Source organism: Williamsia sterculiae (assembly GCF_900156495.1).
In the GTDB taxonomy this organism is placed as follows: domain Bacteria; phylum Actinomycetota; class Actinomycetes; order Mycobacteriales; family Mycobacteriaceae; genus Williamsia_B; species Williamsia_B sterculiae.
Genome location: NZ_FTNT01000002.1, coordinates 1 through 26,848 on the forward strand (window position 1 = coordinate 1; position 26,848 = coordinate 26,848).

Consider the following 26,848-nt stretch of genomic DNA (forward strand, 5'->3'; position numbering starts at 1 on the left):
ACGCGAAAAACTCGTCACGCACCTCGTCGGCAAACAACTTCGGCAACGCCACACTCCCTATCAGTCAGCGTTGCTACGACCGATAGAACCCGCCCAGCGGGAGATCACGAAAACTGCGGGAAAAGGGATTTCCCGCAGTTTTCGGACAGCCCAACCCGAACTAGCCCAACCAACCGCCCCTCAGGGCTTGATGAACCGCACCGTGCGACCGGGCGCGAGCTGAGCGGCGCGATCCACCGAGTCGGCGCGGAGCACGGCGATCACCGGGTAGCCACCGGTCACCGGATGGTCGGCGAGGAACACGACCGGTTGGCCCGACGGTGGGATCTGCACCGAGCCGTAGGCGATGCCCTCGGACGGGATCGCGTCCAGTCCGTCCCGATGACGCAACTGCGGGCCGTCGTCGATCCGGTCGAGGCGGACGCCCACCCGGTCGCTGTGCGGGTTGACCGTCCACTCACCGCGGAACAGCAGCTCGGCGTCGACCACGCGGTCGGTGCGCGGGCCGAGCTCGGCGTAGAGGAACACCGTCTGGTCCGGGTCGGAACCCTCTCGTGGGGCGTCGGTGGTCGACGGCCACGCCTCGTTCTCCGTCCCGATGGCCAACACGGTGCCGCCGACGACCGGTTCCGGACCGAGACCCGACAGCACGTCGGTCGATCGTGAACCCAGCACCGGCGTGACGTCGATGCCGCCGCGCACGGCGAGGTAGCTGCGCACGCCGTCGGTCGGCGCATCCACCGTCAACATCTGCCCGTGCTGCACGGCCGTCGCCGAGGAATGGCCGACCGGGGTGCCGTCCACCCGGACGATGCCGGAGGCGCCGGTGACCACCACGAACAACAGGCCGCGGGCCTCTGCCCGCAGACCGCCGAGGGTGATCTCCAGTGCCGCGGCCGTCTCCCGGTTCCCGACCAACCGGTTGGCGAGCCGCAGCGACGACCGGTCGGCGGCCCCGGACAGCGGCACACCGAGGTGCGCGTACCCGGGACGACCCAGATCCTGCACGGTGACACCCGGCCCGGTCGCCGACACCGACAGCGCGCGCGTGCCGGTCATCCGGCCGCCTCGAACCGGACCGCCGTGCCTGCGGTCAGTACCGCCGGGTCGGCCCACCCCACATCCCACATCCGCATGTCGGTGTGTCCGATCAGTTGCCATCCGCCGGGGCTCTGCCGGGGGTAGACGGCGGTGTACCCGGCCGCGACCGCGACCGACCCCGCAGGCACCCGAGGCCGGGAACGTCTCCGCCTCGGAATCGACACCAGTTGCGCGGCAGGCGAATCGGGATCGCACGTCAGATAACCGAACCCCGGGGCGAATCCCATGAACTGCACCCGCCAGGCGGTTTCGGTGTGCGCGGCGATCACCTCGTCGACACCCACGGCCAGTTTCTCGGCGACCTCGGCGAGATCCTCACCGTCGTAGACGGTAGGCACCACCACCGTGTCTTCCGTCGAAGTGGTTGTTGCACTGACCTTCTGGTCGCCGTCGTCGGCGAGGGTCCGGGTCACCCGGCGTAGGGCGAGCGTGTCCAACCCGGATCCCGGCGTGGCCTGCACCAGCAACGACTGCGCGGTCGGGATCAGGTCGTCCACCCCGGCGAGGTCACCGTGGCGCATCCGGGTCCGCAACACCGCCTCGGCGTGGAGTGTTGCCGTGGCCGGATCCGCCTCGTCGGCGAAGTCCAGCAACACCGCGTCCCGACCGGCCCAAAGCGCACGCATGTCTCAAAACTAATGGCAGACTGACCGACGTGGGCGGCTATGGCATCTCGGTCGGTGGGTATCGCGTAGAAGTGGCAACGGCGGGGGCGGGCCTCCGCGGGGTCTGGTTCGACGACAAGTTGCTCACCGAGACCTGGGAGATCGAACCGGGCCAGAAGCCGCCGCTGTCGGCCGGGTTGGTTCTCTCGCCATGGCCCAACCGCACGGCCGACGGTCGGTACACGTTCGACGGGCAGGACCATCAGCTCGAGATCACCGAGACGTCGCGGAACAACGCCAACCACGGGTTCGTCCGCACCGTCGACTGGGCGGTCTCGGAGCAGGATCCCGCGTCGATCACCCTGGTCACCCCGGTGGGCGAACACCCCGGATACCCGTTCGACATCGCCATCGGCGTCACCTACGCCCTCGACGCCGACACCGGGTTGACCGTCACCCACACCGCCACCAACGTCGGCACCCGCCGTGCGCCCTACGCACTCGGCCAGCACACCTTCGTCCGGGTCGGTGACGCGCCCATCGACGACTGCACGTTGCAGCTCGCGGCCACCGAGTACCTACCCCTCGATCCGGAACGACAGTTGCCTGCCGGCGCACCCGCCGAGGTGGCGGGCACCGACCTCGACTTCCGCGCCGAACGACGTCTCGACGGCATCTGGATGGACACCCCGTTCACCGACATGGTCGCCGACGCCGGGGACGGGAGGGCGAGGCACCGGGTGACCGGTCCCGACGACGACGTCACCGAGCTGTGGACCGATGCGGCGTTCGGCTGGGCGCAGGTGTTCACCGCCGATCCGGCCCACGATCAGCCCTATCCGGGTCGTGGTCGCGCACTCGCGATAGAACCGATGACCGGCCCACCCAACGCGCTGGCCAGCGGGGACGACCTGATCGTCCTCGAGCCCGGTCAGCGATGGTCGGGGAGCTGGGGTCTGCGATACCACCCCGCACCGGGCGATCGTCGATCTCAGGACTGAGCCGTTGCGCGAGATAGTGGTCTGCGGCGAGGCGCTCGTCGACGTGGTCACCGACCCCCGCCGCGCCGGTACCCCCGAACGCCCGGGGGTGATGGCACCCATGCATCCAGCCCTGGGTGGCGGCCCGTTCAACGTCGCCGTCGCACTCGGACGACTCGGTTCGGCGGTCTCCTTCTGTTCACGCGTCTCCACCGACGGACTGGGCGAGCAGTTGGTCGCCGCGTTGACCGCGGCCGGGGTGGACCTGACACTGCTGCAACGCGGTCCGGAGCCGACGTCGTTGGCGTTGGCCTCCATCGGCGAGTCCGGGGCCGCCGAGTACACCTTCTACGTCGACGGCACCGCCGATCGGTTGGTCACCGACCCCGGTGAACTGCCCCGATCGGTCGCGGCGCTGTGCTTCGGCACGTTGTCGTTGGTGTTGGAACCCGGGGCAGGCGTCTACGAAGGGCTGATGATCCGCGCCCATCGGGAGGGTCGAGCAGTGTTGCTGGACCCCAACATCCGCGCCGCGGTCATCGGTGAGGCCGGTGCGGACGCCTACCGCGCGCGTTTCCGCAGCTGGCTGGGGTCGGTCGACGTGCTCAAGGTGTCCGACGATGACGCCGAGTGGCTGGCCGAGGGTCCACAGGGATCCGGTCCCCGGGACTGGTTGGCCGCGGGCGTGGGTGTGGTGGTCATCACCGCGGGAGGTGCGGGTCTCACGGTGCTGACCGCGCACGGTGCGGTGACCGTGACCCCACCGACGGTCGAGGTCGCCGACACCATCGGGGCGGGCGACACCGTGGCCGCGGCACTGCTGCACTGGTTGGGCGACCACGGCGCGCTCGGTCAGGCCGAGGTCCGTGCGCTGGACGAGGAGCAATGGACCCGCGCCCTGACCCACGCGGCCCGTGCCGCCGCGGTGACGGTGTCACGCCCTGGGGCCGACCCTCCCTGGGCAGGCGAGCTGTCGAGCGACTAGGTTTGGACGATGGGTGGGTCCACCGGAACCTGCCCGCATGTTGACTGTGAGATCAACTGGGCTGTCGGTCCCGATCGAGTCCAGCAGCTGGGAAGGGGCCCGCGTGTCCGCAGAAACAGTGTCCGAGTCGTCCAAACCCTCGAGCGAGGGGCAGCAGGAGACGACGTTCACCTATCCCGGCGGTTCACTGGAGTTGCCCATCGTGCGGGCGACCGAGGGATCCGACGGCGTCGGGTTGGGCAAGTTCCTCTCCGAGACCGGCCTGACCACCTTCGACGGCGGTTTCGTCAACACCTCGGCATGTAAGTCCGCCATCACCTACATCGACGGTGAGGCGGGGATCCTTCGGTATCGCGGTATCCCCATCGAGCAGCTCGCCGAGCGATCCAACTTCATCGAGGTCAGCTACCTGCTCATCTACGGGGAGCTGCCCACCGCATCCGAACTCGACGCCTTCACCGACCGCATCCGTCGACACACCCTGCTGCACGAGGACCTCAAGCGGTTCTTCGACGGGTTCCCGCGCAACGCGCACCCGATGCCGGTGCTGTCGAGCGCGGTGAACGCGCTGAGCGCCTACTACCAGGACTCGCTGGACCCCAAGGATCCCGAGCAGGTCGAGCTGTCCACGGTGCGTCTGCTGGCCAAGCTGCCCACCATCGCCGCCTACGCCTACAAGAAGTCGGTGGGACAACCGTTCCTGTATCCCGACAACTCGCTGAGCCTGGTGGAGAACTTCCTGCGGATGACCTTCGGGTTCCCGGCGGAGCCGTACGACATGAACCCGGAGATCGTGAAGGCGCTGGACATGCTGTTCGTCCTGCACGCCGATCACGAGCAGAACTGTTCGACCTCCACCGTCCGACTGGTCGGGTCGTCGCAGGCGAATCTGTTCACCTCGATCTCCGGTGGCATCAATGCCCTGTGGGGCCCTTTGCACGGAGGTGCCAACCAGGCGGTGCTCGAGATGCTCGACAAGATCAAGGAAGGCGGTGGCGACACCACCGACTTCATGAATCGGGTCAAGAACAAGGAGCCCGGGGTGAAGCTCATGGGCTTCGGCCACCGGGTCTACAAGAACTACGACCCCCGCGCGGCGATCGTGAAGAAGACCGCGGACACCGTGCTCGAATCTCTCGGTGTGAACGACGACCTGCTCGACATCGCGAAGGGGTTGGAGGAGGTCGCACTGAACGACGACTACTTCATCTCCCGCAAGCTGTACCCGAATGTGGATTTCTACACCGGACTCATCTACCGGGCGATGGGATTCCCCACCCGGATGTTCACGGTGCTGTTCGCGCTCGGACGGTTGCCGGGTTGGATCGCACACTGGCAGGAGATGAACGCCGACCCGTCCACCAAGATCGGGCGACCCCGCCAGGTCTACACGGGTTACACCGAGCGGGATTTCGCCCCGCTCGACCAGCGCTGAGACCCGTTCTCACGACTCACGCTGGGACGCAGACGACTCGAAGGAGAGCCGAATGACCAGTTCCGCCAACGAAAAGCCGCTGATCGAGTTCCAGGAGGGTCCGCCGCCGGCGGAACTGCAGATCGTCGATCTGGTGATCGGAGACGGACCGGAAGCGGTTCCCCACGGGGTCGTCGACGTGCACTACGTGGGTGTCGAGTTCGACACCGGGGAGGAGTTCGACTCCTCCTGGGATCGCGGTCAATCCGCGAACTTCCCCCTCGACCGGTTGATCCCCGGCTGGCAGGAAGGCATCCCGGGGATGCGTGTCGGCGGTCGTCGGCAGCTGACGGTGCCGCCGGAGCTCGCCTACGGACCCGCAGGTGCGGGCCATCAGTTGTCCGGCAAGACCCTCGTGTTCGTCATCGATCTGCTCGGCGTCGGCTGACATCGAGTGGGGGTCGCGGCCCGGGACGATGGTCGCGACCTCACTGCTCGGAGGGTGTCGCCCCCGTCGCGGGCAGATGCATGGCGATCAGCTCGTTGAGGTGCGTGGCGGTGTCCGTCAGTGGCGCGGTCGATCGTCGGGCCTGTGAGATCACGATCGCTCCCTCCACACCCGCCACCACCGTGGTCGCCAACGATGTCGCGGTGTCGTCGTCCACACCGTCCGCGGACAACCGCTCCGCGATGATGTGCACCCACTCGCCGAAGGCGTCGTTCGCCGCGTCGGCCGCCTCAGGGGCCGTCGGCCGCGCCAGGGCGGCCGCGATCAACGGGCATCCTGCCTGGAAATCACTGGCACGCAACGCGGAGATCCAGCTGTCGACCACGACGCGAGGGCTCGGCCCGCTCATGAGTTCGCGAAGCGCAGTGGCGATCTGTCTACCGGCCGATCGGGTGGCCTCCGCCACGAGTTCACCCTTCCCCGACGGGAAGTTCAGGTAGATGGAACGCCGGGCGACACCGCTGTGCTCCAGGATGTCGGAGACTCCCGTCCCCTCGACACCGTGTCTGCGGATCAGGTCGGTGGTGGCCTCGACGAGCCGTTCTCGTACCGACATCGGTGGGCGCCCCCTCTCAGCGGGGAGACGTTCCCCGTTCGCCGCTGGCTGCCGACTCGAATACTACTGGCGTGGAGGCCGCGACTTGAGTGGTTGGTGCGCAGACATCCGCTCAGCTGTCATCGACGTCGGTGCGTCCGGAGACTCACGAACCCCGACGGTGTGGAGGGCCACCAGAACCACCGGCCGAGAAGTGTGGCGATGGCGGGTATCACGAACGATCGAACCAGCAACGTGTCGAGCAAGAGCCCGATGCCGACCACGGTCCCGATCTGTCCCACGTTTCGCGCCTCCCCGGCGAGCATCCCGAACATGGTGAAGCCGAACACCAACCCAGCCGCGGTGACCACCGAACCGGTGTTCGCCATCGAGCGGATGATCCCGGTGCGCGCTCCGGCACCCCATTCCTCTCTCATCCGCGCAGACAGCAGCAGGTTGTAATCGGCCCCGACGGCGACCAGGAAGATGAACGCGATCGGGGCCACCGACCAGTGCAGCGGGGTGTGCAGGAAGTACTGCCACACCAGGATCGACATGCCCAGCGCGGACAGGTACGACAAAGCGACCGTACCGATCACCGTGATGGCCGCGATGACGCTGCGCAACAAGATCAGGACCACACACAATACGAAGGCGATCGCCGCCACGATGCTGGTGATGAAGTCCTCCCGGGTGTAGGCCGCGATGTTGAGTTCTGTTCCTCCCGGTCCACCGACGCTGACCGTGCTCCCGGCGAGGGACGTCCTGGTGGCCGCCTGGACGGCGGCGGGCACGATGTCGGCACTGACCGTCATGGCCTCGGCGCTGAAACCGTTGACCCGGGGCGTGACCACCATCCGGGTGATCTTGCCGTCCGGACTGAAGAACAGCGGAAGGGCACGAGCGAACTGGTGGCTCTGGAACGCCTCACGCGGGATGAAGTAGAAATCGTTGGGAGTCGCCTGTCCGAATGTCGTGCGGACCTGATCGGCGAAGTCGGCGATCTCCGACAATTCCGGTGACAAACCCTGTAGAGCGCTTTGCAGGGGCAGGACGACGTCGGAGACCGAGTCGATGATCTGATCCGCTGAGGACAGCGTCGCCGACAACTCCGTCAGCGTGCCAGAGGCGCGGTGGGCACCTGCGGAGATGCCTTGCAGCGGCGAATCGAATCGGTGGATGTCGTCGAAGAGGCTGAACCCGGTGAGTGCCGCTCGGCAGGCCTGGGACTGTTCGCATCTGGGGATGGACCGAACGAAATCCTCGGCCGGCTCGGCGGTTTCACGCAGAGTGTCCACCTTCGTGACCACTGCGGCGTAGTCGCGGGTGAGTGCATCGGTCGAGCGGCCGACGTCGTCGATACCCGCCGAACCCTGGGCGAGTTGTGCGCGTGCCGTTGCCACGGTTGTTCGTAGACGGTCGAGGGAGTCGGACACGGATCGCAGGTCGTCGATACGTTGGGTGACCAACGACGACGCCTGGTCGACGCGGCTTCCGATGTATCCCAGCTGTGACGGCAGGGTGGCCTGTGGGAGCGGCACGCCCAGCGGCCGCGTGATGCCCTGGACGTTGTTGACGTCCGGGACCGCCAGGATCGCGTTGGTCACCTTGGACAGCGAGAGCAGATCGGTGGGGTTGCGCATGTCGTGGTCCGCCTCGACGATCACGATGCTGGGCGCCATGATGTTCGGCGGAAAGTGGCGGTCCGCCGCGGCGATCCCCTGCCGTGATTGTGTGTCCGCGGGTTGAGTGCCGATCTCGTCGTAACTCACCCGCATCGTGGGCACCAGCAGGATGATCACCACCAGAACGGTCATCGACGCCGCGAGCACCGCAACGGGCCACCGCACCACCGCTGTGCCGATCCGGCGCCAGCGGCGAACGGATTTCTGCGGTTTCGGTTCGAACAGGCCGCGAGAACTGCCGAAGGCCAGCAATGCGGGACCCAGTGTGAGCGCGGCGGCGAGGGTCACCAGGATGCCGACCGTGCACGGCAACCCCGAGGTGCTGAAGATCGACAGCCGGGTGAAACACATGCACGCGGTCGCGCCGGCGACGGTGACACCCGAGGCGATGATGATGTGCTGGGTTCCGCGCATCGCTGTGTGATAGGAGGACTCGGGATCCAGGCCCGACCGCCTCGCCTCCTGGTACCGCCCGAGCAGGAACACCCCGTAATCGGCACCCGCGCCGAGCACGATCACCGACATGAGCGCCGAGGCGAAGATGGAGACGCCGATGATGTCGTGCATGCCCAGCAGGGCCACCACCGGTCGAGCCACCGCCAGGCCGATACCCACGGTCAACAGCGGTAAGGCGATGGTGGTCAGTGAGCGGTAGACCACGATCAACACCACCGCCACCAGCAGGGTGCACATGGCCAGGACGAGCAGGATCGAGCTGCCCACCGTGAGGAGCTCGTCGTTGACGACGGCCGACGGTCCGGTGATGTGGACGCTGACGCCATCCGGGGGATGTATGTCTCGCACCACCTCCCGCACCGCCTTGGTGGAGGCCATCGCCTGCGCGGTTCCCATGTTGCCGGTGAGATTGAGCAGCGTGTACGCCGCCTTCCCGTCGACACTCTGGTTGGCGGCCGCGAGATCGGGGTCGCCCCAGAGGTTCATCGTCGAGATCACGTGTGCCTTGTCGGATCCCAGGCGCGCGATGACGGCGTTGTTGTAGTCGCGTGCGGACTGGTTGAGCGGGGTGTCGGAGTCGAGAACCAGGTAGGCGAAGTTGTTGGTCCCCCTGTCGCCGAAGGCCCGACCCATCTTCGCGATCGCCTGGACCGACGGGGCCGAATCCGGCAGGAAGGACTGTGCGTGTTGTCCGATCACGGTCTCGAGCTGCGGCACGAAGATGTTCAACAGTCCTGCCCCGACGATCCAGCACAGGATCAGGGGTATGGCGGCGACGCGTATCACTGCGGCCATCGCCGATCGTGGCGCGTCGTGGGGCGCGTCCGTCGGGGCACGGTGATTGCCGGTACCGGCACGGCGGGGACGAAGGTTCATGACACGGGTACCTGACAGTTGACGGTGGGAAAGGCTTGTCGCGACGAGACCGTCGAGCGGATGACCTCGTCGATGAGGACGCGACATTCGAGCGTGGGCTTGGTTGCCTGGGCCATCAGGCCGGCGGCGACGGTCAACGATCGTGACTGCACCCGGGTGGTCCACGGCAGGGCCACCTCTGCCTGGACCGGCTTCCCGTCGGCGGCGAGGAACGACACCTGTGCGGTGTCACCCGGTTGACCGTCCAGGCGGTAGTCGATGGTGCGTGTGGCCGCGGACGCGATCATCGGCGGAGCAGGCACCGTCGCGATCGACGGATCGTGGATCTGGCTCAGCCGCAGGCTGGCGATGAAACCGCCGGCCACGGTCAGGATGACGACCGATGCCAGTACGGGCCACTGACGCCGCATGAGCGCCAGTACACCGATCGTTCTACGTTGGGGCACGAACGGAGGCTAAAGGGCCCGCGAACTATGTGTCAATAGTCAATGGCACATTTACCGATGGCAGTGTTGCGGGGGCTGGTCGCGTGAGCTCGACCTCGAGCGCGCTCAGCCCAGCCGGACCACCAACCGTGCTCCACCGAGTGGGCTGTCGGTCAGTTCTGCTGTTCCACCGTGCAATTCGGCCTGCTGAGCCACCAACGACAACCCGAGACCCGACCCGGCACTGATCGGTGCCGCCCCGCGGACGAACCGGCCGAACACGCTGCTGCGTTCCTCCTGCGGCACGCCCCGGCCGTTGTCGTCCACCGTCAGCCACACCGGCCCGTCACTCGTCGGGTGCACGCCCACCATCACCCGGGTGGCCCGCCCGTGGCGGATCGCGTTGGTGATGGCGTTGCTCACGATGAGTCGGATCCCCGCCGGGTTCGCCGACGCGGGGACCGCCGTCGGCCCGTCCAATTCGATGGTGACCTCGGGGTGACGACGGTGTGCCTCGCTGGCCGCGTGGTCGCAGAGGTCAACCAGATCGACCCGCTCCATCGGCTGCCCGCCGAGATTGCCCTGGGCCAACGCCTCGAGCGCGGCGAGGGTCTCACCGACACGCAGCTGGGCGCGCTGCAGATCGGCGACGATCTCCGCGCGATCCCGTGGGCCGGGGTTCATGGTTGCCAGCACCTCGAGATCGGTGCGCATCGCGGTCAGCGGAGTACGCAGTTCGTGGGCCGACACCGATGCGAAATCGCGGGCGGTGACCAGGGCGTCGTGGGTGCGGGCTCGTTCGGTGTCGATGCGCCCGAGCAGCTCGTTGATCGCGGCCGCCAACTCCTCGGCTTCCCGCGCCCCGTGTACGTCGAGCAGCGCGGCCCGCTCCGGTGCCGCGGCGCCGGCATCCGAGGGCAGGGCGTGGGTGCGGTCGGCGAGCCGTCGCAACGGACGGATTGCCAGCCCCGCCAGCAGCCACCCGAGGATCGCCGACGCCACGACAGAACCACCCGAGGCCAGCAGCAGCGTGCGGCGTTGTCCGCTGATCCGGTCCAGGGTGGGCTGCAGGGGAACGGCGACCGACACCGTGGCCAGCCCGGACAACCCCTGGCCGGACAACACCGACGACGTCTTCACGCGATACCGCGTGTCGTCGATGGTCAGGTCGGTCACGCCATCGGCCTGCTGAGGGATGGTGGTCGTGGTACCCAGCACCTTGACCCCGGCCAGCCGGACCGTGGTCAACACCCCCTGCGACGTGCTCTGGGTGATCGTCTGGGAGTTGGACGCGGATATCGACGGCTGCACCGCCGCGGACACCGTGTTCACCTGACCGTCCAGTTCGCGGTAGGCCGAACTCGACAGCTGCGACCAGAGCGCACCGCCGATCACCACCACTATCGCGGTGGTGACCGCCGCGGCGGCAAGTGTCACGCGTAGCCGCAACGACGGCGACCGGCGCCGCCTGGTCATCGTCGTGATTCGGTGCGGAGTACGAAACCCACCCCACGCACGGTCTGGATGATGCGCGGCTGGTCGTGCGCTTCGAGCTTGCGCCGGAGATACCCGACGAACACGTCCACGACGTTGGTCTCGGTGGCGAAGTCGTAACCCCAGACCTGGCTCAACAGTTGCTCGCGGCTCAGCACCAACCCGGGGTGTTCGGCGAAGGTGTTCAGCAGTTCGAACTCGCGACGGGTCAGGTCGACGGGATGACCGTCGCTCCACACCCGCCGGGAGGCGGTGTCCACCCGCAGATGCTCGACCACGGCGGTGGCCGGCTCGACAGTGTTGGCACGCCTGCGCAGAAGGGCGTGCAACCGCGCGACGAGTTCGCCGAGCTCGAACGGCTTGGTGAGGTAGTCGTCGGCACCGGCCTCCAGACCGGTGATCCTGTCGTCTACCGTGGCGCGCGCCGACAGGACACAGATCGGGATCTCGTCGCCGAGGGCGCGCAACGCCGTGATGACGCTGACCCCGTCGAGATCGGGCATGTTGACGTCGAGCACCAATGCGGCGGGGCGACGCTCCTTCATCGTCCGCAGGGCTACGGAACCACCCTCGGCGGTGGCCACCTGGAAGCCGGCGAGGCGAAGGCCGCGACTCAGTGAACCGAGCACATCGGGGTCGTCGTCGACGACCAGAACGGGAACTCCGGATGGGTCGGGGGTGTTGGTTTCGCTCACCATGATGACGGGTCCGAACGCGCTGGCGCGTCGGTGGTGTCAGTCGGCGACGCCGATGACGACCACGGTGACGGGGCCGAGGCGTTGCTCACGGGTGGACGGTCTCATGCCCACACTGTAGTCGGCGGGGCAGGGGTCGGACTTTTGGCAGACTGGGCAGATGGCCTCCTCGACCACCGCCCTGCTCTGGTTCCGTCGTGATCTCCGGTTGGCGGATCTCCCGCCGCTGGCCGATGCGGCCGACGCCGCCGATCAGGTGTTGGCCGTCTTCGTGCTGGACCCGACGCTGACGAAGTCGTCCGGCGCCCGACGACTGCAGTTTCTGCACGATGCGCTGCGCGCCCTCGACGATGACCTCGGAGGTCGACTGCTGGTGGTCCGCGGCAAACCCGAGAACCAGATCCCGCGTATCGCCAAGGCGGTGTCGGCTACGTCGGTACACGTGTCCGAGGACTTCCTGCCCTACGGTCGCCGCCGCGACGAGAAGGTGTCCGACGCTCTGGGCGACACCGAGCTGGTCGGCCACGGTTCGCCGTACGCGGTGTCGCCCGGGCAGGTGACGAAGAACGACGGCACCCCGTACAAGGTCTTCACGCCCTACTTCCGTGCCTGGCAGGAGCGCGGCTGGCATTCGCCCGCGACGACATCGGCGAAGACCGCCACGTGGCTGGACCCGGACGATGTCTCCGGGGTGAGCCGGGCGTCGATACCCGATGAGGGTGTCGAGCTGATCCTGCCCGCGGGAGAGAAAGCGGCGCGGAAGCGGTGGTCGGAGTTCCTGGACGAGGGCATCACCGGGTACGCCGACGACCGCGATCGCCCCGACCTGGACGCCGGCAGTCGCATGTCGTCGTACCTGAAGTACGGCAACATCCACCCTCGTACCCTGCTCGCCGATCTCGCCGGGCGTCGCGGTGAGGGTGCCAAGGCCTACGCGCGTGAGTTGGCGTTCCGCGACTTCTATGCCGACGTGGTCTACCACTGGCCACGCAGTACGTGGCACAACTGGAACCGCAATTTCGACGACATCCCGCTCGACGACGGGGCCGACGCGAAGAAGCGATTCGAGGCGTGGACGAAGGGCGAGACCGGGTACCCGATCGTCGATGCCGGGATGCGGCAGCTCAGCGAAACGGGATTCATGCACAACAGGGTGCGGATGGTCGTCGCGTCGTTTCTGGTCAAGGATCTGCACTTGCCGTGGTGGTGGGGCGCGCAGTACTTCCTCGACCAACTCATCGACGGTGACATGGCCAGCAACCAGCACGGTTGGCAGTGGGCGGCGGGCACCGGCACCGACGCGGCCCCCTACTTCCGGGTGTTCAACCCCACCACACAAGGGCAGCGGTTCGACCCGCAGGGCGACTACGTGCGGCGATGGGTGCCCGAGCTCGCTGAGATCGCGGGCAAGTCGGTGCATGATCCCGGCGACGACCGGCCTTCGGATTATCCGGCGCCGATGGTCGACCACAAAGCCGAGCGGCGGGAGGCGCTCGACCGGTACGGCACGGTTTCCGGCTGACGCAGGCACCTGGTCTGACCAGCACAGCGAAAGAATTCGGTCACCCGAATATTTTTATTCGCCCGACTTGAAACACTCGTGAGGCTGTGTGAAGGTTGAGCGATGTCGCTGTTGCGTTCCGCCGACCCCGAAGGCTCGCCGCGCGCCCGTGGGTCGGGGCGCGGGCGGATGCGCAATGCGGCGCTGCTCGGACCCGCCTTCGTCGCGTCCATCGCCTACGTGGATCCCGGCAACGTCGCCGCCAACATCACCGCGGGGGCGCAGTACGGCTTCCTGCTGGTGTGGGTGCTGGTGATGGCCAACGCGATCGCGATGGTCATCCAGTACCAGTCGGCGAAGCTCGGGATCGTGACCGGCCGCAGCCTGCCCGGACTGCTCGGTACCCGACTGCGCAGGCGCTCCCGGATCGCGTTCTGGGCGCAGGCGGAGATCGTCGCCGCCGCCACCGATCTGGCCGAGGTGGTGGGCGGTGCGATCGCGCTGAACCTGTTGTTCGACCTACCGCTGGTGGTCGGTGGACTCATCGTGGGCGCGTTGTCGATGGCCATGCTGGCGTTTCAGTCCCGCAGCAGGCAGCGAGTGTTCGAATCGATCATCGGCACTTTGCTGTTGGTCATCGTGGTCGGGTTCCTGACCGGTCTGCTGATCAACCCGCCATCGGCGGGCAACGTCCTGTCAGGACTGGTGCCCCGCCTGCACGGTGTGGACACCGTGTTGCTCTCGGCGAGCATGCTGGGCGCCACCGTGATGCCGCACGCGATCTATCTGCATTCGTCCCTGGTGGTCGACCGGCACGGAAGCGGTCACGGCCCGGTGCAGATGCGACGGCTGGTCCGGGTGACACGGTGGGATGTGGTGGTGGCCTTGCTGATCGCGGGTGTGGTCAACATCGCGCTGCTGCTGCTGGCCGCCCAGAACCTCCTCGGGATACAGGGCACTGACACCATCGAGGGCGCCTACGGAGCGGTGCAGGGCGCGCTCGGACACAGCGTCGCGGTGGTGTTCGCCATCGGTCTGTTGGGTTCGGGATTGGCCTCCACGGCAGTCGGATCGTATGCGGGAGCGACCATCATGCAGGGGTTGCTCCGCATCCGGATCCCGATCGTGGTGCGTCGCGTCGTCGTGCTGATCCCCGCCCTGGCGGTGCTGTCAGCAGGGGTGGAACCCACCTGGGTGCTGGTCATCAGCCAGGTGGTGCTCAGCTTCGGTATCCCGTTCGCCATCATCCCCCTGGGGCGGCTGACGGCCAATCGGGAGTTGATGGGGCAGTTCGCCGATTCCTGGCCGTTGCGTTCGGTCGCAGGGCTCGCCTCGGCCGCCATCGTAGGGCTCAACGTGGCCCTCATCGTGCTGATGGTGCTGGGGGAGTAGCGGCGTATCACGCCTTCTTCAGGTCGGGGTTCTCCTGGTAGACCTCCTTGATCAACGACATGTCGAAGATCTGGTCGGCCTTGATCGTGTAGCCGGCCTTGGCGAGTGCCTCGATGTTCTGCGCGATCAGTTCGTCGGTCATGGTCAACAGGCCGTTGGACTTGGTGTCGGCGGAGACCACCAGGTTGTTCTGTGCCACCGCCTCGGCCTGCTGTTCGGCGAGTTTCAGACCCAGGTCCTTGCCGTATTTCTCCACCGCGAGCTGGGCCGACTTGGCGGGATCGGCGACCGCGTCGTACCAACCCTGGATGTCGGCCTTGATGAACGCCTTCACCTTGTCGCGTTCTTTGTCGATGGTCTCCTGGCGCACCACGAGGGTCTCGGCGACCAGCGGCAGGTTGAAATCTGCGAACAGGAAGTTGACGTTGTCGAAATTCGACTCCATCTTCAGGGTGATCGGCTCGTTGGTCACGTAGCTGAGCCAGCCGTCGACCTCGCCCTTGGTCAGCGGCGTGGGGTCGAACTGCACGGTGATCTTCTGAACGTCGCTCTCCGACATCCCATTCGCGGCCAACAACGCCTTGAACACGTTCTCGTTGGACGACTGCACCCCGATCTTCCTGCCCTTCATGTCCTGTGGGGTGCGGATCGGCTTCGCCGCCGACGACACTATGCAGAAAGGGTTCTTCTGGTACGTAGCGGCGACCGTCTTGAGTTTGGCGCCCTGCAGGATGACCGGTGCGGTGAGTTGCGGTGCGGTCATGCCGATCCAGATCTTGTTGGACGTCAAGCCGGTCTCGACCCCGGTCGCCGCGCTGCCACCGGTGATGAGTTGGGGGGTACCCACACCCGCCTTGGTGAAGTAGCCGTTCTCCAGCGCGTGGTACTCGCCGGCGAACTCGACGTTCTTCTGCCACGACAGTTGCACCTTGGGGTCGCTGGAGCCACCCCCTCCGCTCGACGACTTTCCGCTGCTACAGGCGCCCAACACGGAGACACCCCCAACGGCGCCTCCGGCGATCAGACCGTAACGCAGAAAGGAACGGCGGTCGAATGTGTTTGTCATGGTGGGCCTCTCGGTGATGGTGGAGCCGGATGGTGCGAGCTGCGAGGGGGTTGTGTGTGCACCCTCAGGGGTCAGGTCTGTGTCATACCCATGCGTTCCAGGACCAGGGTCTCCACGACGCCGACCACCGCGTAGATCAGGATCGACGCCACGGTGATGGCCACCACCGACGACCAGAGTTCGTCGTAGGCGGCGGCGGGCAGGGCCTGCTGCAGGGTGGACCCGAGACCGGAGTTGGTGCCGAGCCACTCGGCCACCGTTGCTCCGATCATCGCGCCGGGGACCGAAACCTTCGCCGCGCTGAACAGGGCAGGCACCGCCGACGGGAGCGCGGACAACCGCATCGCCGTCCAGCGGTCCCCGCCGTAGGCCACGATCACGTCGTTGATCTGTCGCGGGGCATTGTTCAGCCCGGTCATGATCATCACCAGCGCGGGGAAGAAGACGACGATGCCACCCATCACCGCGACCACCGCGGGTCCGCGGCCCACGATGATGGTGATCAGCGGGGTCATCGCGACCAACGGGACCGATCGCAGCAACATGGCGATGGGCATGAAGGTCTGCGCCACCGGCCGCGACATCACGAAGATCGCGGCCACGAGCAGCGCGGCGATCATGCCGCACAGGAAGGCGATCCCGGCGTCGGACAGGGTGATCCACAGGTTGTCGAGTATCGCTCCGCGCTGGCTACCCGAGTCGGTGCCTGCGAACAGGTAGCCGAACACGTCGACGGGCGTGCGACCGATGATGGGCCCGATGTCGGGGAAGGCAAGGAGGAACAGCCACCAGATCCCCAGGATCAGAACCAGACTGAGCAGCAGAGAGCCGAGAAATCGCAACACCTGGGTCATCGGGCCACCGCCATCCCGCCCGACGACCAGCGCACCACCACAGTCGAGACGACGGAGATGATCGCGTAACCGGCACCGGCGATGAGCCCGGCCACCAACGCGATCGCCCACACCGCGGGGATGTCACCGCGTTGCTGAGCCGCGATCATCGCCGGCCCCGCCCCGGTCTCGGGCATGGAGAGGAACTCGCCGAGTACCGCGCCCAGTACGGCCGCCGGAGCGGCGATCTTCAACGCGGCCAGCGTGTTCGGCAGTGCGGCGATGATCCGGACCCGGAGGAGCTGGGACAGTCGGCCACCCCCGTAGACACGTACCAGATCCAGGCTCGCACGATGCGGAGACCGCAGTCCCGACAGGGTCCCGATCATGGTGGTGAAGAACACGGAGATCGCCGCGAGGAACACGATCATCGTCTGCACCTCGGCGAAGGCGACCTGGATGATCGGCGCCACGGCGATGATCGGGGTGCAGTAACTGATGATCGCGAGCTGGGTGGCCAGCCCCTCGGTCAGCGGGACCACGATCACCAGCAGCGCCAGCGCGATCGCCAGCAGGTTGCCCCAGATGAACCCGCGCAACGCCAACTCCACCGTGGAGCCGAAATTGGTGGAGTAGAAGCCCTGACCCTGTTGACCGATTGCGCGGATCACGGCCACCGGCGTCGGGATGGTGCCCTTGAACCACTCGAACGCGCCGCCAATCCACCACAGGGCGATCAGGCACACGATGCCGACGGCACCCGCACCCCACCACTGTCCGACGAATTGCAGTCGGTTCACCCGCGCGAGTCCTTCGCGGTGCGGGTGTCGCCGAACAGCAGCGATGACAGGTGGTCGTGGATCGCGTGGAACTCCGGCGTTCGCATCATCTCCGGGACGCGGGGGCGCGGCAGGTCGATGGTGACGTTCTCGATCACCCGACCGGGACGAGGGCTCATCACCGCGACCACGTCGGACAGGAACACCGCCTCGGCGATGCCGTGGGTGACCATCAGGGTGGTCGCGGGTTTCTCCGTCCAGATCCGCAGCAACTCGATGTTCAGTCGCTGTCGGGTCATGTCGTCGAGGGCACCGAACGGTTCGTCGAGCAACAGTGCGCTGGGTCTGACCACCAGCGCACGGGCGATGGACACCCGTTGGCGCATACCGCCGGACAGGGTGGCCGGTTTGGCCTTCTCGAAACCCGCCAATCCCACCAGCTCGATCAGTTCGGTGACGAGTCCGCTGTCGGGTTTGAGGCCCGCCACTTGCAGCGGCAGTCGGATGTTGGACTCCACGCTGCGCCACGGCAACAACGCCGAGTCCTGGAAGGCGATACCGAGACCGTGATCGGATTGCAGCTCCCGCGGCGAGCGACCGTTCATCAGGACCGATCCCTCGGTGGCGGTCTCCAGACCGGCGAGAATCCGCAACACCGTGGACTTTCCGCAACCGCTGGGGCCGAGTAGCGAGAGGAAGGAACCCTCCGGAGTCTGCAGCGTGACGTCGTCGAGCGCCGTCACCGACGTCCGCTTGCCCAACGATCCGGTGGTGAACACCTTGGTCAGCGCGGAGATGTCGATGCCGGTACCCGACGGTCTGGTGCGCACCGGGTGCGCACCAGACGAGGTGTCGACTGCATTCATGGAATCGGACGTTAAGCGTCGTGCGTTGCTGAGGCGTTACGCACGTGTAACGGGGGTCATGCCCGATTCAGGCGGACCGCGTCCTTCCAGGACATCTTGGATCCGGTGCGGAGGATGGACCGCTGGTAGATCCGTGCGGCCAGCCAGATGGCCGCCACACAGGTGACGATCATGATGGCGATGGTCGCGATGACCTGGACCGCGTTGGTGTCCCCGGTGGCGATCCGAATCGGCATCAGCGACGCGGAGAACGGGGGAATCCAGCTGATCACCTGCATGAAGGTCGAGTCCAGTGAACTGATCCCGAAGTAGCCGGCGTACAGGACGGCCATGGCGAGGATGGTCAGCGGTGCCGAGGTCGAGTTGAGTTCCTCGGTGCGCGAGGCCATGGCGCCCGTCGCCGCGTAGAGGGTGGCGAAGAACAGGAACCCGAGCAGGAACCAGACCAGAGTCGCCAGGAACATCGACACCGCGGTCCCGGCGATGGATATCAGTCCGGTCGCCGTGGCCGTGATCAACGCCGCGGCACCGAGCACCACCACCTGCGCGAACGCAATGGTCCCGATGCCGAGGATCTTGCCCCAGAGCAGGTGCAGCGGACGGACCGCCGCGAGCAACAGTTCGACCACCCGTGACGACTTCTCCTCGACCACACCGGCGGCGACCATCGAACCGCCCTGGATGACGGCGAACATCAGCAGCGACATACCGACGAGTGCGACGGCGATGCGTTGACCCTCGTTGGGCTTGTCGGCTTTCAGTTGTTCGGTGGTCAGCGTGGTGGTGCCGGTGACGGACGACAGATCGACCCCGCGGGCGGCCAGCGACTGTTGCAATCCGTAGCTGCTCACCGCGGATTGCAGCACCCCCTGGATCTCGGGCTCGAGATCCTTGTCGCTCAGGGCCTGGAAGCGGCCGTTGCCCTGGTCGATCAGGGCAGTCTTCACATCGTCGCCCGACACCTTGTCGCGGGCGGTGTTCGCGTCGGCAATGGGGACGAGTTGGATGTCGGTGCCGGTTGCCTTCGCCGTGTCGGTGAGGGTTTGCGAGAGGGTGGGACCGCCTCCGACCACACCGATCTTGGTGGCCTTGTCACCGCCGCTGACGGCGGACCAGATGATGATGCCACCCACGATGACCACCAGCAACAGGCCGGTCACGATGAGAAACGAACGGGTGCGGGCGCGCGTGCTGATCTCGCGTCGGGCGACGAGACCGACGGCCCGTGCGGCACCGAGGCTTGGGCCGTCATGGGCGCTGCCGCTGGGGGATACGTGAGGGGAGACGGACGAGCTCATGCGGAGACCACCTCTCGGAACAGTTCGGTCAGGTCGGGGCGGCTCGGGGAGAAGCCGTGGACGGCGCCCGTGGACAGCGCCGCGTGCAGGATCTGTTGGTCGTCGGCGGTGGCGTCGAGGGTGAGCGCCGCGCCACCGGGTCGGTATGCGGCCTCGACCACCCCGGGCAGGCCATCGGCCCAGCCGGGAGGTTGGGTGCCCGCGACCTCGAGTCGTACGTTGCCGCGAGCGCGGAGGTCGTCGACGGTGCCGATGGCCCGCATCTCGCCGCGGGCGATGATCCCCACCCGGTGGCAGATGCGTTGCACCAGGTCCAACTGGTGACTGGAGAACATCACCGGAACACCGTCGGCTGCCTTCTCCTTGAGCACATCGCTCATCACGTCCACAGCCACCGGGTCGAGACCCGAGAACGGCTCGTCGAGGACCAGTACCGCGGGGTCGGCGACGAGGGCGGCCGCGAGCTGGACGCGTTGCTGGTTGCCGAGGCTGAGATCGCCGACGGCATCGTCGATGCGTTCGCCGACGCCGAGACGGGACACCCAGTGCTGCACCCGGTCATGGGCCTCGGCGCGGCTCATGCCATGTAGTTCGGCGAGGTATTCGAGCTGTTGGCCGACTTTCATCTTGGGGTAGAGCCCGCGCTCCTCCGGCATGTATCCGATGCGTCTACGGATCGCCAGGTCGACCGGCTTGTCGTCGAGCAGGACGCGGCCGGTGTCGGCGGCCAACACACCGAGGATGATGCGCATCGTGGTGGACTTGCCCGCGCCGTTGCTGCCGACGAAACCGAAGATCTCACCGGGCTGGATGTGAAAGGTCATGTCGTGCAACGCGACCTTGTCGCCGTAGCGCTTGCCGAGACCGTCGACGGACAGTCCCCCCGACGGTGGCCGGGCTATGGGTGCTGACATGGGAGTGCTCCTTCGTGCTTCGGTGGTTTCCGAATTCAGTCGGATGGACGGCTGGGCTCGGCTTCGCGGATTTGTGTCGGCGATTCCGCGACCGCGGCCGGCGGGTCGATGAAGTCCTCTGGATCCGGGTCGGCGAGCCACCAGGCCGTCAGGACGACCGGCGTCGAACCCCCGGTCAGCAGCAGGGTGACCAGCAGGATGGCCGTCGCGTAGACGGTGTGACCATCCACCAGGTCATCCTTGGAGCCGAAGAAGATGAGGACGATGTACGGGATGAACATCAGCGAGAAGACGACCAGATAGCCGATCGACCGCGCCGAATTGCGCTTGGCCAGCTGGATCTCGTCGAGTGCGGACGGCGGCGCGTCGCCGACCGAACCGGTGATGACGCGCAGAACCGCCAGCAGCGCGACGGTGAGTCCGACGCCGAACAGCCACGGGATGAAGAACCACTGGGAGAAAAAAGCCGTGACGGCGCCCGCCAGCGTGACCAGTAGCGCGGACATCAGCGCGACACATGTGCGGTGGAAGCCGCGTTGGTTGCGCAACCGAGCGAACTTGTGTGCGTGTCGGGCCATGAACTGCTCATGCCGCCGACCGCGCCACTGTTCGTAACGCCGCCAGATTCGTGGCTTGGCGGTCTCGGGAATGGCCGAGTTGGGGTCGGTCATCATCGCCGGAACTCCTTCGTGGCGGTCGACTCTCGGGTGTACAGCTCGGTGGACATCGCTCCGAATTCGGTTCGGCTGAACACCGCCTCGACCGGGAGGTCGAAGATGTCACAGATCCGGAAGGCGAGATCGAGGCTGGGGTAGTTGTCGCCCCGCTCCAGCGCGCCGACGGACTGCACGTTCACCCCCACGAGGTCTGCGAGCTTCGCGCGCGACATCCCGCGCTCCGCGCGGAGTACCGCTATCCGGTTGTAGATGGGGAGCTTGTCACCCCGCCGTACTGGACTCACCTGATCAAGTGTTAGGAAAACACAACATAATGTCAACCCTTGAGATGAGATCGTTTGATCTGGATCAGCTCGAGACCTGGTCGACCACCAGTCGTGCCGCCTCACGTCCGGCCCGGTTGGCGCCGATCGTGGAGGCGGACGGTCCGTAACCCAGGAGTTGTATCCGCGGGTCCGCTGCGACGGTCGTGGCCAGTCGTCCCGTCATCACGATGCCGCCCCCGGGTCCGCGCAGATGCAGCGGTGCCAGGTGATCGAGGCTGTAGCGAAATCCCGTGCACCACAGAATCACATCGACGGCGAGGTTCGGCGTGTCGTCGTCCCAGCGAACGCCGTCGGGAGCGATCGCATCGAACATCGGTCGCCAGTCGAGGATTCCGGCCCTGCGCGCCTCGGTGATCGACGACGTGACCGGCAGGCCGGTCACCGACACCACCGACCCCGGTGGCAGACCGGCGCGTACCCGCTCGTCGACCCGCGCCACGGCGGCGCGGCCCTGCACGGGGGTGAACGGCTTCTCGCTGAACCGGGGCCGGGTGCGACTACACCAGAAGGTGGTCGCGCCCTCGGCGCGGCGGGCGATCTCGATGAGTAGTTGCACCGCGGAGATGCCTGCGCCCACCACCAGGACGCGTTGCCCACGAAAATGTTCGGGGCCTCGATAGTCGTGGGTGTGGAGTTGGCGTCCGGTGAAGGTCCCCGCGCCCGGCACGAACGGGATGAAGGGGCGGTCCCAGGTGCCGGTGGCGTTCACGATCGTGCGGGAGGTGATCGTGGAGCCGTCGGCACGGGTGGCCACGAAGCCGTCTGACGTGTCGTCGTCGATACGGCGTACCGCGGTGATGTCGACCGCACGCTCGACGTCGATGCCGAAACGCATTTCGTAGCGGCGGAAGTAGTCGGCGACCGCGGTGGAGGCCGGGAACTCGTCGCAGTCGACGCCCAGCGCCTCGATGAGCCCGAATCCCGGGAGATCGTGTACGTGGTTGGCCGCGGCCAGGGTGAGGGAGGGCCAGCGGAACTGCCACGCACCGCCCGGTGATGGTGCGTGGTCCACGATGCGGAAGCGGTCCGCGAATCCGAACCGTTGCAGGAAGTAGGCCGCGGACAGACCGGCCTGTCCGGCGCCGATCACCAACACGTCGGTGTCGGTCGGGGTGCCCACACCCGCACTGTACGGCGCGTTCGGACTGGGTCGTGAGTAGGGTGAGGCGATGATCGGGACCTCGCGTGACGGAGCCGTGACGACCATCGAGCTGCAGCGTGACGACAAACGGAACGCGTTGGACGGTCGGGTGGTCGACGGCCTCGCCGCGGCGTTCGCCGCGGCCGTCGAGGACGGGACGCGCGCGGTGGTGCTCACCGGACGTGGACCGGTGTTCTGCGCCGGTGCCGACCTGTCCGGCCCGGTGTACGACCAGTCGTTCCTGCACGAGCTACAGCGCGTGTTGGCGCTCATCGAGGTGGTACCGGTGCCGGTCATCGCCGCTCTGAACGGCTCTGCCCTGGGCGCGGGTCTGCAGTTGGCCATGGCAGCGGACCTGCGGGTGATGGCACCGGGTGCGTTCGTCGGCATCCCGGCCGCGAAGATCGGGGTGGCTGTGGACGAGTGGACCGTGCGCCGGCTCATCTCCTTGGTAGGTGCGGGAACGGCGCGCGGCATGACCATCGGCTGCGATCTGTTGTCCGCCGAGCGCGCCTTCGAGATCGGGTTCGCCAACCGCCTCGGAACGGTGGCCGATGCCCAGGCGTGGGCCGCCACGATCGCCGAGCTGGCGCCGCTGACCCTGCAGCACTACAAGCTGGTCTTCAACGGCGACGGGGCTCGGGGCCCTGCTCCCGCTGACCACGAGGCGGCCATGCTCCGGGCCTGGACCAGTGCGGACCTCGACGAGGGGCGGATGGCGCGCAGTGAGAAGCGCGTGGCCCGCTTCCAAGGGCGCTGACCTGCGCTGTCGACGGACCGCGGCAGCGGTACCGACTTGGGGCAATTTACGTCCGTGAAACATTGCCGAAGTCGGACGGATACCGGCCGACCATAGTGTCGCGACATTGCTCGGCATACGAGCTCACGTGACGAAAGGTTGTCGATGTCGCACGAGTTACCGCAGGTGGCCGACCCGGCCGCAGAAGATCATCATCTGACCGGCCCGGCCGCCGCAGCCACGCGAGAGACCCTGGAGGACTACACACTCCGCTTCGCACCGCGCAGTTACCGCAAGTGGGGGCCCGGTGTGGTCGCGATCTCGGCGCTCGGCGGCATCGCCTATCTCGCCGACTTCGCCATCGGCGCGAACATCGGAATCGCCAACGGTACCGGAAACGCGCTGTGGGGCATCTTGTTCTTCGCCGTGGTGATCGTGTTGACCGGCTACCCGCTGGCCTACTACGCCGCGCGGTACAACATCGATCTCGACCTCATCACGCGGGGAAGCGGCTTCGGCTATTACGGGTCGGTGGTCACCAACGTCATCTTCGCGTCGTTCACCTTCATCTTCTTCGCGCTCGAGGGTTCGATCATGGCGCAGGGGCTCAAACTGGGCCTGCACATACCGGTATGGCTCGGTTATCTGGTCTCGTCGGTGCTCATCATCCCGTTGGTCATCTACGGCATGAACACCCTTGCCAAGCTGCAGGTCTGGACCACGCCGCTGTGGTTGGTGATGATGGTGCTGCCGTTCTTGTACCTGCTGATCTCGCATCCCGACGCGGTCGGTGACTTCCTGGCCTTCAGCGGCGGCACCGACGGCAAGGGCGGACAGCACGTGTCGTTCGCCGGCACGATGCTGGCCGCAGGTGTGTGTCTGTCATTGATCGCCCAGATCGCCGAGCAGATCGACTATCTGCGGTTCATGCCACCGAAAACTGCTGAGAACAAGACCAAGTGGTGGACCGCAGTGATCACCGCCGGTCCGGGCTGGGTGTTCTTCGGTGCCATCAAGCAGGTGGTCGGATTGTTCCTGGCGGTGTACATCATCCTGAACCTCACCGAGCAGGCCGGCGTGGCCAATCAGCCGGTGGAGCAGTTCCTGGCCATCTACGAGGACTTCATGCCGCACTGGCTCGCGTTGACGCTGGCCGTGATCCTGGTGGTGATCAGCCAGATCAAGATCAACGTCACCAACGCGTACTCCGGTTCGCTGGCCTGGACCAACAGCTTCACCCGGGTGTCGAAGACCTACCCCGGTCGCATCGTCTTCCTGGTGTTCAACGTGGCCATCGCCATCGTGCTGATGGAGGCCAACATGTTCAGCTTCCTCAACAATCTGCTGAACTTCTACGCCAACTGTGGCATCGCATGGATCGTCGCGGTCGCCTCCGACATCGCCATCAACAAGTACCTCCTGGGGCTGTCACCCAAGCAACCGGAGTTCCGTCGCGGCATGCTGTACAACGTCAACCCGGTCGGCTTCGTGTCGCTGATCGTTGCCGCGGGTGCATCGATCCTGGTGTACTTCCACGTGTTCGGCGACGCCATTCAGCCGTACTCGCCGATCGTCGCGCTGGTGCTGGCGCTGGTCTTGCCGCCGATCATCGCAGTGGCCACCCAGGGCAAGTACTACCTGCGTCGCACCGACGACGGAATCGACCTGCCGATGCTGGACGCCGACGGGAACCCGACCGACACCAAACTCATGTGCTGCGTGACCGGCATCGAATTCGAGCGCCCCGACATGATCGCGTCCAATGTTCCCGGGCCCAACGGAGAGAAGCAATACATCTCCTCGCTGGCCCTGTCGTGCGACAAGAGCGGCGAGCACGTGTTGCCCGCCCAGCGGTAGGCCGTTCGTCACCGCGCACCCTTGATCCGTGTCCCACCCCTGAAGCCGGGGTGTGGGGTGCGGAGACGGGGTGCGCAGTGCGTTCCGGGACGCTGTCAGTGACCTGTTCCGGTGTCGGTGGCTGCTGAGCCCACGGCATCCACTCCCTCAACTCCGGGAGCGATGTTCGCACGGCGGTCGTCGGCATCGGTCGGGTGAACGGCGGTCAATGCCAAGGTCGAGCTCGATGGGGTGGCCGTCAGCTGTCGGTGGGTGGGGATACGGTGAAGGTGGTGACCTCCGCGCGATACCGAATTAGGTTGGGGAGCAACGGGTGACGCGCGGAAAGTGCTTGCCGACGCGTTCGAACACCTGTACGATGGAGGCATGAATCGGGGGATGTTCACGGAGTTCGGCGACCTGCTCGTCGATCAGCTGGGGGTTGATAGCAGGGTGGTCGATGATGTGGATGCCGACATCATTGACGCGATCGGCGGTGCGGTTGCGGGCGGTCACCGATCATGTGTTGACGGTACTGAGCGCGCAGGCGGAACGAGTCGGGATCGCCAAGCGGTCCGGGATGCGGACGCGGGAACTGTTGATGGCCAACGGGATGGCACCAGTCGTTGCGGACAGGTGTCTGCGAGTGGGACGCGCGTTGAGTGAACTGCCCACCCTGCATCGGCACAGCAGCAACGGGTTCCTCTCCGGTGAACACGTCGACGCCATCGTCCGGGGCGTGGCCCGCGTCAGCACACGTACCCGTGAGCCCATCGGCTCGGAGACGATCACGGAATTACAGAGCACGTTGGTCGGTCAGGCCATCTCCGGTGCCAGCCCCGCCGAGGTGATGAAGGCGGCGCGGGCGGTAGCCATCGAAGCCACACCCGACGATGCGAACACTGTGCCTGCTGCCGAGGATGCCACCCTGAACGAGATGGGCTGGCATCAAGGCAACGACGGACGCCTGCAGGGCAGCTTCGACCTCGATGTCCTCACCGGGGAACGCCTGATCTGCGCGGTCGACACCGCATCACGACCACGACCCCTACCCGACGGCACACCCGACCCACGATCCGCGGGCAGGCGTCGCGCCGACGCCTTCGGGCAACTCCTGGAATGCGCGGCCCGCGCCACCGCCGACGACGCGATGGTGGGAGCACCCAGGACCGAAGTCGTGGTCACCGTGCCAGTCGCCGACAGAAGCACCGCACGGCTGGGATGGTTGGGGTCCATCTCCGACCCGGGCAGCCATGCTGGCCGGGTGCGACGCCGGGGTCACCCGGGTCGACCTCGACCAGCACGGCGTACCCACCGCGGTGTCAGCCACGAAACGCTTGTTCACCGGGGCGGTGCGGAAAGCGGTCATCGTGCGTGATCAGTGCTGTGTGAAATGCGGTGCACCCGCGTCGTGGACGGACTGCCACCACATCATCCACCACGCCGACGGCGGCCCGACCATCCTCGACAACGGATGCCTACTCTGCCGGTCCTGCCACACCGCCGTCCACCACCAGGGATGGGAAGTGATCATCGGCCACGACCGCCACCCCTGGCTCATCCCACCCGCAACCCTCGACCCGAAACGACGACCACTGCCCGCCCACAACCGACGAACCATGAGACTCGACGATGTACCGCTCAGTGCAGCAGCGTGACCCTGCGGCCGCACCGCGGCCGTGTGTGAACTTTGAGAACTGAACAGTGTTGGGCGACCAGCC

27 protein-coding genes are annotated in these 26,848 nt (G+C 66.5%); 10 read left to right on the plus strand and 17 right to left on the minus strand.

The genetic code is table 11. The features are described 5' to 3' along the window. Positions 1 to 180: 180 nt before the first annotated feature. Together BW971_RS02795 and BW971_RS02800 are read right to left on the minus strand one after the other, a co-directional pair. On the minus strand, positions 181 to 1,059 hold the full coding sequence (locus BW971_RS02795) for a 5-oxoprolinase subunit C family protein (protein ID WP_076476461.1): 879 nt from the start codon (positions 1,057 to 1,059) through the stop codon (positions 181 to 183). Then, positions 1,056 to 1,727: a 5-oxoprolinase subunit B family protein gene (locus BW971_RS02800; protein ID WP_076476463.1), complete on the minus strand. Its 672-nt coding sequence runs from the start codon at positions 1,725 to 1,727 to the stop codon at positions 1,056 to 1,058. Before BW971_RS02800 ends, BW971_RS02795 begins: the two co-directional genes overlap by 4 nt. Positions 1,728 to 1,756: 29 nt before the next feature. Here BW971_RS02800 and BW971_RS02805 point away from each other — a divergent pair, with 29 nt between their 5' ends. The 4 genes from BW971_RS02805 (at position 1,757) to BW971_RS02820 (ending at position 5,533) form a co-directional block, all read left to right on the plus strand. Then, complete coding sequence (locus tag BW971_RS02805) at positions 1,757 to 2,707, plus strand: aldose 1-epimerase family protein (RefSeq protein WP_083709225.1); 951 nt, start codon at positions 1,757 to 1,759, stop codon at positions 2,705 to 2,707. Between the two features lie 4 nt (positions 2,708 to 2,711). Further along, positions 2,712 to 3,671 carry a carbohydrate kinase family protein gene (locus BW971_RS02810; protein WP_076476465.1) on the plus strand — a complete coding sequence of 320 codons (960 nt, stop codon included), beginning with the start codon at positions 2,712 to 2,714 and terminating at the stop codon, positions 3,669 to 3,671. Positions 3,672 to 3,774: 103 nt separating this feature from the next. Further along, complete coding sequence (locus BW971_RS02815) at positions 3,775 to 5,106, plus strand: citrate synthase (RefSeq protein WP_076476467.1); 1,332 nt, start codon at positions 3,775 to 3,777, stop codon at positions 5,104 to 5,106. 52 nt (positions 5,107 to 5,158) lie between these two features. Next, positions 5,159 to 5,533 (plus strand): FKBP-type peptidyl-prolyl cis-trans isomerase, encoded by a 375-nt coding sequence (locus BW971_RS02820; protein WP_076476469.1) that lies wholly within the window; start codon positions 5,159 to 5,161, stop codon positions 5,531 to 5,533. A gap of 40 nt (positions 5,534 to 5,573) precedes the next feature. On the opposite strand, the gene BW971_RS02825 is transcribed toward BW971_RS02820, so the two are convergent. The 5 genes from BW971_RS02825 to BW971_RS02845 form a co-directional block, all read right to left on the minus strand. Continuing rightward, on the minus strand, positions 5,574 to 6,149 hold the full coding sequence (locus BW971_RS02825; protein ID WP_076476471.1) for a TetR/AcrR family transcriptional regulator: 576 nt from the start codon (positions 6,147 to 6,149) through the stop codon (positions 5,574 to 5,576). Between the two features lie 119 nt (positions 6,150 to 6,268). Further along, the gene (locus BW971_RS02830; RefSeq protein ID WP_076477262.1) at positions 6,269 to 9,064 is read right to left on the minus strand and encodes an MMPL/RND family transporter; all 2,796 of its coding nucleotides are present in this window, start codon (positions 9,062 to 9,064) and stop codon (positions 6,269 to 6,271) included. A gap of 77 nt (positions 9,065 to 9,141) precedes the next feature. Continuing rightward, positions 9,142 to 9,591, minus strand: a complete 450-nt coding sequence (locus BW971_RS02835; RefSeq protein WP_143690180.1) for an MmpS family transport accessory protein — start codon at positions 9,589 to 9,591, stop codon at positions 9,142 to 9,144. 105 nt (positions 9,592 to 9,696) lie between these two features. Further along, complete coding sequence (locus BW971_RS02840) at positions 9,697 to 11,046, minus strand: sensor histidine kinase (RefSeq protein WP_083709228.1); 1,350 nt, start codon at positions 11,044 to 11,046, stop codon at positions 9,697 to 9,699. Then, a complete protein-coding gene (locus tag BW971_RS02845; RefSeq protein ID WP_076476475.1) occupies positions 11,043 to 11,762 on the minus strand; it encodes a response regulator transcription factor in 720 nt (239 codons plus the stop codon). The genes BW971_RS02840 and BW971_RS02845 overlap by 4 nt, the downstream gene beginning before the upstream one ends. 157 nt (positions 11,763 to 11,919) lie before the next feature. On the opposite strand from BW971_RS02845, the gene BW971_RS02850 reads away from it, so the two are divergent. After that, the gene (locus BW971_RS02850) at positions 11,920 to 13,281 is read left to right on the plus strand and encodes a cryptochrome/photolyase family protein (RefSeq protein WP_076476477.1); all 1,362 of its coding nucleotides are present in this window, start codon (positions 11,920 to 11,922) and stop codon (positions 13,279 to 13,281) included. A 102-nt stretch (positions 13,282 to 13,383) separates the two neighbouring features. Then, the gene (locus BW971_RS02855; RefSeq protein WP_076476479.1) at positions 13,384 to 14,652 is read left to right on the plus strand and encodes an Nramp family divalent metal transporter; all 1,269 of its coding nucleotides are present in this window, start codon (positions 13,384 to 13,386) and stop codon (positions 14,650 to 14,652) included. Positions 14,653 to 14,659: 7 nt separating this feature from the next. Here the strand turns inward: BW971_RS02855 and BW971_RS02860 are convergent, their stop codons facing one another. The 9 genes from BW971_RS02860 to BW971_RS02900 form a co-directional block, all read right to left on the minus strand. Next, positions 14,660 to 15,718, minus strand: a complete 1,059-nt coding sequence (locus BW971_RS02860) for an ABC transporter substrate-binding protein (protein ID WP_076476481.1) — start codon at positions 15,716 to 15,718, stop codon at positions 14,660 to 14,662. Between the two features lie 71 nt (positions 15,719 to 15,789). Next, positions 15,790 to 16,572 carry an ABC transporter permease gene (locus BW971_RS02865; RefSeq protein ID WP_076476483.1) on the minus strand — a complete coding sequence of 261 codons (783 nt, stop codon included), beginning with the start codon at positions 16,570 to 16,572 and terminating at the stop codon, positions 15,790 to 15,792. After that, positions 16,569 to 17,351 carry an ABC transporter permease gene (locus BW971_RS02870; RefSeq protein ID WP_076476485.1) on the minus strand — a complete coding sequence of 261 codons (783 nt, stop codon included), beginning with the start codon at positions 17,349 to 17,351 and terminating at the stop codon, positions 16,569 to 16,571. The genes BW971_RS02865 and BW971_RS02870 overlap by 4 nt, the downstream gene beginning before the upstream one ends. Beyond that, complete coding sequence (locus tag BW971_RS02875; RefSeq protein WP_076476487.1) at positions 17,348 to 18,196, minus strand: ABC transporter ATP-binding protein; 849 nt, start codon at positions 18,194 to 18,196, stop codon at positions 17,348 to 17,350. The genes BW971_RS02870 and BW971_RS02875 overlap by 4 nt, the downstream gene beginning before the upstream one ends. 56 nt (positions 18,197 to 18,252) lie before the next feature. Then, a complete protein-coding gene (locus BW971_RS02880; RefSeq protein ID WP_076476489.1) occupies positions 18,253 to 19,494 on the minus strand; it encodes an ABC transporter permease in 1,242 nt (413 codons plus the stop codon). After that, positions 19,491 to 20,408, minus strand: a complete 918-nt coding sequence (locus tag BW971_RS02885; protein ID WP_076476491.1) for an ABC transporter ATP-binding protein — start codon at positions 20,406 to 20,408, stop codon at positions 19,491 to 19,493. Before BW971_RS02885 ends, BW971_RS02880 begins: the two co-directional genes overlap by 4 nt. A gap of 35 nt (positions 20,409 to 20,443) precedes the next feature. Next, complete coding sequence (locus BW971_RS02890) at positions 20,444 to 21,079, minus strand: hypothetical protein (protein ID WP_076476493.1); 636 nt, start codon at positions 21,077 to 21,079, stop codon at positions 20,444 to 20,446. Further along, positions 21,079 to 21,369, minus strand: coding sequence for a helix-turn-helix transcriptional regulator (locus tag BW971_RS02895; protein ID WP_076476495.1), 291 nt, complete (start codon positions 21,367 to 21,369; stop codon positions 21,079 to 21,081). The genes BW971_RS02890 and BW971_RS02895 overlap by 1 nt, the downstream gene beginning before the upstream one ends. A 64-nt stretch (positions 21,370 to 21,433) precedes the next feature. Then, the gene (locus tag BW971_RS02900; RefSeq protein ID WP_076477266.1) at positions 21,434 to 22,531 is read right to left on the minus strand and encodes an NAD(P)-binding domain-containing protein; all 1,098 of its coding nucleotides are present in this window, start codon (positions 22,529 to 22,531) and stop codon (positions 21,434 to 21,436) included. 49 nt (positions 22,532 to 22,580) lie between these two features. On the opposite strand from BW971_RS02900, the gene BW971_RS02905 reads away from it, so the two are divergent. Together BW971_RS02905 and BW971_RS02910 are read left to right on the plus strand one after the other, a co-directional pair. Next, on the plus strand, positions 22,581 to 23,312 hold the full coding sequence (locus tag BW971_RS02905; protein WP_076476497.1) for an enoyl-CoA hydratase: 732 nt from the start codon (positions 22,581 to 22,583) through the stop codon (positions 23,310 to 23,312). 144 nt (positions 23,313 to 23,456) lie between these two features. Beyond that, positions 23,457 to 25,148, plus strand: coding sequence for a purine-cytosine permease family protein (locus BW971_RS02910; protein WP_076476499.1), 1,692 nt, complete (start codon positions 23,457 to 23,459; stop codon positions 25,146 to 25,148). A gap of 294 nt (positions 25,149 to 25,442) precedes the next feature. Here BW971_RS02910 and BW971_RS21440 read toward each other — a convergent pair whose 3' ends face one another. Beyond that, positions 25,443 to 25,643 carry a hypothetical protein gene (locus BW971_RS21440; protein ID WP_159441824.1) on the minus strand — a complete coding sequence of 67 codons (201 nt, stop codon included), beginning with the start codon at positions 25,641 to 25,643 and terminating at the stop codon, positions 25,443 to 25,445. Positions 25,644 to 25,653: 10 nt separating this feature from the next. On the opposite strand from BW971_RS21440, the gene BW971_RS02915 reads away from it, so the two are divergent. Further along, on the plus strand, positions 25,654 to 26,505 hold the full coding sequence (locus BW971_RS02915; RefSeq protein WP_159441825.1) for a DUF222 domain-containing protein: 852 nt from the start codon (positions 25,654 to 25,656) through the stop codon (positions 26,503 to 26,505). Between the two features lie 10 nt (positions 26,506 to 26,515). Beyond that, positions 26,516 to 26,785, plus strand: a complete 270-nt coding sequence (locus tag BW971_RS22210; protein WP_407701185.1) for an HNH endonuclease — start codon at positions 26,516 to 26,518, stop codon at positions 26,783 to 26,785. Positions 26,786 to 26,848 lie beyond the last annotated feature (63 nt).